Raw genomic sequence first — 4,937 nt, forward strand, 5'->3', positions numbered from 1 at the left:
ATACAGGCCGGCCGGGTCGACCGCGGGCTCCTCCACTGCCGCGACCGGCCAGGGCCGCGCCGCCCGCGGGGCGAGGCTCGCGACGATCCGGCGCACGGTCTGCAGGGCGTCGGCGTCGTCGTCGGCCAAGTGGTCGACGACCCCGGAGGTCTTCGCGTGCAGCAGGCCGCCGCCGAGGTCCTCGGCGGCGACGACCTCTCCGGTGGCGGCCTTGACCAGCGGCGGCCCACCCAGGAAGATCGTTCCCTGGTTGCGGACGATGACCGTCTCGTCGCTCATCGCCGGGACGTAGGCGCCGCCCGCCGTCGACGAGCCGAGCACCGCCGCGATCTGGGCGATGCCGGCCTTCGACATCGTGGCCTGGTTGTAGAAGATCCGGCCGAAGTGCTCCCGGTCCGGAAACACGTCGTCCTGCATCGGCAGGAACGCCCCGCCGGAGTCGACTAGGTAGACGCAGGACAGCCGATTGTGCAGCGCCACCTCCTGCGCCCGCAGGTGCTTCTTCACCGTCATCGGGTAGTACGTCCCGCCCTTGACGGTGGCGTCGTTCGCAACGACGACGCATTCGCGCCCCGCGATCCGGCCGATGCCCGCCCCCGGCGCGTCACCGTCGTACATCCCGTCCGCGGCCAGCGGGAACAGCTCCAGGAAGCGGCTGCCCGGGTCAAGCAGCCCCTCGATGCGCTCCCGCGCCAGCAGCTTGCCGCGCTCGACATTCCGGCGCCGGACGGGCTCGGGGCCACCCAGCGCCGCCGCGGCGAGCCGCTCACGCAGCTCGGCGACGAGCGTCGCGTGGGTCTCGGCGTAGCCGCGCGCCGCGGGCGAGGCGGCGTCGACGGCGCTGCGCAGCGGCGGCCCGGTGAGATCTTCCGCCGCCGCTGCCCTTGCACGCGCGGCGGCAGGACCGTCGCCGACATTAACAGTCGCTAACATGGGTCCAGATGTTAGCAACTGTTAACACTCCCGTCGACCGGTGGACCAGGCTTGGTAGCCTCTGCCCGGAGGAGGACCACATCGTGCCGTCGCGTGCCACCCGGGTGACACCCCCGTCGGGTCTGGCCCCCACCTTCTCCGACGCCACCGGACCACCCACCCTCGCGGCGGCGGAGGATCCCGCTCCCGCGCCGGCCGCCGTCGAGCCCGACCCGACCACGACTTCCCCGGTCAGGCGGCCTCGCACCGGACGCCGGGACGACCTGCTGCAGGCGGCTGCCCGGCTGTTCGCCGAGCGGGGGTTCCGCGGGGTCGGCATCGAGCAGATCGGCGCCGCCGTCGGCATCCGCGGGCCCGGCATCTACCGGCATTTCGCCAGCAAGGACGCGATGCTCACCGAGCTGCTCGTGGGCATCAGCGAGCATCTGCTCCACGGGGCCCAGACCGTGCTGAGCGCGGACCCGAGTGCGTCCGACGCCCTCGACCGCCTCGTCCGCCGGCATGTCGAGTTCGCCGTCGGCAATCCCGACCTGATCGTCATCCACGACCGTGACCTGCACAGCCTGCCGGCGCCAGACGAACACGAGGTGCGGCGGCTGCAACGCGCCTACGTCGAACTGTGGGTCGGCGTGCTGCGCCGGCTGCGCCCGGAACTGACCGCTCCCGCCGCCCGCGTCCGCGCCCACGCGATCTTCGGCCTGATCAACTCGACCCCGCACAGCTCGGGCGAGCTGGATCCCACGGTCAGGGCCACCACGCTGCACGCGATGGCGACGGCCGCGGCCACCGCGTAGTCCCGTCGGGGGCGCGCCAGTTGATCACCCGATTGTCGCCGTACACATGAGGGGGCAGTGTGATCGACGCACAGGGCCGGATCCAGGCAGTGCTTGAGCAGCTGGTCAGCGAAGGACGGGAAGTCGGCCTGCAGGTTGCGGCCTATCTCGATGGCGAGCTGGTGGTGGATGCCTGGGCCGGGGCGGCTGATCGTGCCACCGGCCACGATGTGGACGGCGACTCGCTCTTCCCACTCCACTCCTGCGGCAAAGGAGTCACCGCGACCGCGATCCACCTGCTCGCCGACCGTGGACTGTTCGAATACGACATGCCTGTCGCCACGGTCTGGCCGGAGTTCGCCTGCCACGGAAAGCAGCGCGTCACCCTGCGGCAGGTACTCAACCACTCCGCCGGCGTGCCACACTTGCCGGCCGACACCACCCCGGGCGACCTGTGCGACTGGGACCGGATGTGCGCCGTCATCACGGAATCCGCGCCGCTGTGGGAGGCGGGAACCCGGGTCGGCTACCACGCTTTGACGTACGGATACATCCTGGGCGAGGCGGTCCGCCGCGCGGACGGCCGGACCGTCGACCAGGTCGTCCGCGACGAGATCACCGGCCCACTGGGCATCGCGGACTCCCCGATCTACGGCATCGCCGAATCCATGGCGCCCCGGGTGGCGGTGGTGGTGGACGACGCGCCGGAGAACCCGACGTGCCCTGAGCTACGTCGTCGGTGGCCCCGATGACCGGGAGTTCGGTCACGGAGGAGCCGGCGGATCGCTCGGGTGGGCCGTCCCGGACCGCAACTTCGCCTTTGCGCTGGCGAAGAACAACCTGACGGCCGACCCTGTGGATCCCTCCACCACGGCACTCGTCACCCGCGAGATACGCACAGCCCTGGCCATCCCGGTGTGAGCCAACGCCCCCAAGCCCTGGGTGGCCCAGGCCAGGGCCAGAGGGTTTTCAGTGGCCCGGCCGGGTTCTCCCAGGCTTGTCCTGGCCGGGCACGGGGCGGTCGAACAGGTGGGCGGCACGGGTGCGGAGGAGTCCAGCTAGATCGTTGCCTGCGCCGTGATCGACGGCGTCGAAGAGTTCGGGGATGACGGCCAGTTCGGCATGCCGGCCGGCTTCGGTGGTGAACGTGTCGGTGAGGTGTGCGCGGACCTGGGCGTTCGCTGTGGGATGCGCGTCACCGCTGTCCGCGCCCAGGCCCGCGAGCAGGCGCAGCCCGTCCTCGGCGGGGCTGTCGGGGGCCGCGGACAGCACCACCAGCTCCATGCCCGATTCGTCGGGTAGCGCGAAGTTCTCCTGGTGTAGTTCCAGCAGTCCGACCAGCGGGTGCCGGTACGCCTTGCGTCCATGTGTGCGGGCGCGCACGTCCGCGCGGGCCCAGAGGCGGCGGAAGCGCTCGCTGCCCATCGCCAGCTCGCCGATGAGCGAGGCCAGGCGGGGGTCCTCGGGGTATTTCCCGGCGGCCAAGCGCAGGTGCCCGACCACGTCGAGGGTGCAGTTCTCCCAGTCCGCGTACAGGCCGCGCTCGGCCTCCTCGAGGAAGATGTGCCGGGCGGTGTTCAGTCCCGGTATCGGCCGGCCGTAGAGGAGCCCCGCGAGGCGGTTCCCGGCGAGCACGTCCAGGCGGTGGCCCATGATCAACGCGGGTGCGTCGGCGACCAGGTCGAGGACGCGCGCCAGCTCCGGCCGGACCCGTCCGCCCGGCGCCTTCGCGCGGCGGCGGCGCTGCCGGGCGAGCCGGTGCAGGTGTCCGCGTTCGGTCTCGTCGAGGCCGAGGACGCGGGCGAGCGCGTCGAGTACCTGCTCGGAGGGCTGGGTCGCGCGGCCCTGCTCCAGGCGTACGTAGTAGTCGACGCTGACTCCGGACAGGTGCGCGACCTCTTCGCGGCGCAGCCCTTCGACCCGGCGGCGCCTGTCGGTGGGGATGCCGACGACCGCCGGGTCGACCCGGGAACGCCGGGTCCGCAGGAAGCCCGCAAGATCGTCCATGCCCCCAGTATGGCCTCGGCGGCGCCCGTGAAGGTGGTCCTGCCATACCCAGGAAGTCCCGTCCGACGGAAGCGGCGCCCCTGAACGGCGGGCGCCGCGGCGCCCAGGATCGAAGGCACCCGAACGGCACCCGATCCGAAGGAGTTCCCATGAAGACGCTGATCGTCTACGCCCACCCGGAGCCGACGTCGCTCAACGGCTCGCTGAAGGACCTCGCGGTGTCCACCTTGGAGACCGCCGGGCACGAGGTACGGGTGAGCGATCTGTACGCGATGAACTGGAAGGCGGTCGTGGACGCCGCGGACTACGGCCCCGACGCCTCAAGCCCGCTGAAGGTCGCCCTGGACTCGGGCCGGGCCTTCGACGCCGGGACGCTCACCCCGGACGTCCTCACCGAGCAGGAGAAGCTGCTGTGGGCCGACGCGATCATCTTCCAGTTCCCGCTGTGGTGGTACACGATGCCCGCGATCCTCAAAGGCTGGGTGGACCGGGTGTTCGCTTGCCACTTCGCCTACGGCGTCGGCGAGCACAGCGACACCAGGTACGGCGAGCGCTTCGGCGAAGGCACCCTCGCGGGCAGGAAGGCTCTGCTGTCGGTGACCGCCGGCGGCCCACAGGCGCATTACGCCGCTCGCGGGATCAACGGACCCATCGACGATCTGCTGTTCCCGATCCACCACGGCATCCTCTACTACCCGGGCATCGAGGTGCTGCCGCCGTTCGTGCTCTACGGCACCGACCGGATGACCGGCGAGGACTACCCGGACGTCGCCAAGGCCTGGGAGCAGCGCCTGCTCACCCTGGAGTCGACCGAGCCGATCGCGTTCCGGCGCCAGAACTTCGGTGACTACGAGATCCCCTCACTGCACCTGAAGGAGGGACTGGAGCCCGCAGGCCGCACGGGTTTCAGGCTGCACGTGCGCGGCTGACCGCCGGCGATGGACAGGACGAGCTGGGGCACGAACCCGAGGAGCAGCCCGAGGGCCTCGTTGATGAGGGGACGTTGGATCGATGGATGCGGGCAGGCGGAATCTTTGAGGACAGCCCGCCCGCGGCCCCCGGTGGAGTTATTTGCCCGCGGTGACCGCGACTTCCGCACCGGGCGCGTAGGTCGTCACGTTCGGCGGAATCGCCTTGAGCTCATCGATCTTGGCGCAGGCCGGGCACTGAGCCTTTCCCGGTAACGTTTCGTCGCTTTGCGTGACATCAATGTGGTGTTGGTGT

The 4,937-nt window shown here is 70.9% G+C and carries 5 protein-coding genes; 3 read left to right on the plus strand and 2 right to left on the minus strand.

Annotated elements, in window-relative coordinates:
* Positions 1 to 933 (minus strand): carboxyl transferase domain-containing protein (locus G6R25_RS21430; RefSeq protein ID WP_272871464.1); only part of this gene is annotated, 933 nt, incomplete at its 3' end.
* A gap of 83 nt (positions 934 to 1,016) precedes the next feature.
* On the opposite strand from G6R25_RS21430, the gene G6R25_RS21435 reads away from it, so the two are divergent.
* Together G6R25_RS21435 and G6R25_RS21440 are read left to right on the plus strand one after the other, a co-directional pair.
* Positions 1,017 to 1,727, plus strand: coding sequence for an SACE_7040 family transcriptional regulator (locus G6R25_RS21435; protein ID WP_163554346.1), 711 nt, complete (start codon positions 1,017 to 1,019; stop codon positions 1,725 to 1,727).
* 59 nt (positions 1,728 to 1,786) lie between these two features.
* On the plus strand, positions 1,787 to 2,458 hold the full coding sequence (locus G6R25_RS21440; protein WP_163554347.1) for a serine hydrolase domain-containing protein: 672 nt from the start codon (positions 1,787 to 1,789) through the stop codon (positions 2,456 to 2,458).
* Positions 2,459 to 2,675: 217 nt separating this feature from the next.
* Here the strand turns inward: G6R25_RS21440 and G6R25_RS21445 are convergent, their stop codons facing one another.
* Positions 2,676 to 3,713, minus strand: coding sequence for a helix-turn-helix transcriptional regulator (locus G6R25_RS21445; RefSeq protein ID WP_235949373.1), 1,038 nt, complete (start codon positions 3,711 to 3,713; stop codon positions 2,676 to 2,678).
* A 149-nt stretch (positions 3,714 to 3,862) separates the two neighbouring features.
* On the opposite strand from G6R25_RS21445, the gene G6R25_RS21450 reads away from it, so the two are divergent.
* Entirely contained in the window at positions 3,863 to 4,642 is a 780-nt protein-coding gene (locus G6R25_RS21450; protein WP_163554348.1) for an NAD(P)H-dependent oxidoreductase, read from the plus strand.
* Positions 4,643 to 4,937 lie beyond the last annotated feature (295 nt).

Source organism: Candidatus Frankia alpina, assembly GCF_902806485.1.
Lineage (GTDB): Bacteria > Actinomycetota > Actinomycetes > Frankiales > Frankiaceae > Frankia > Frankia alpina.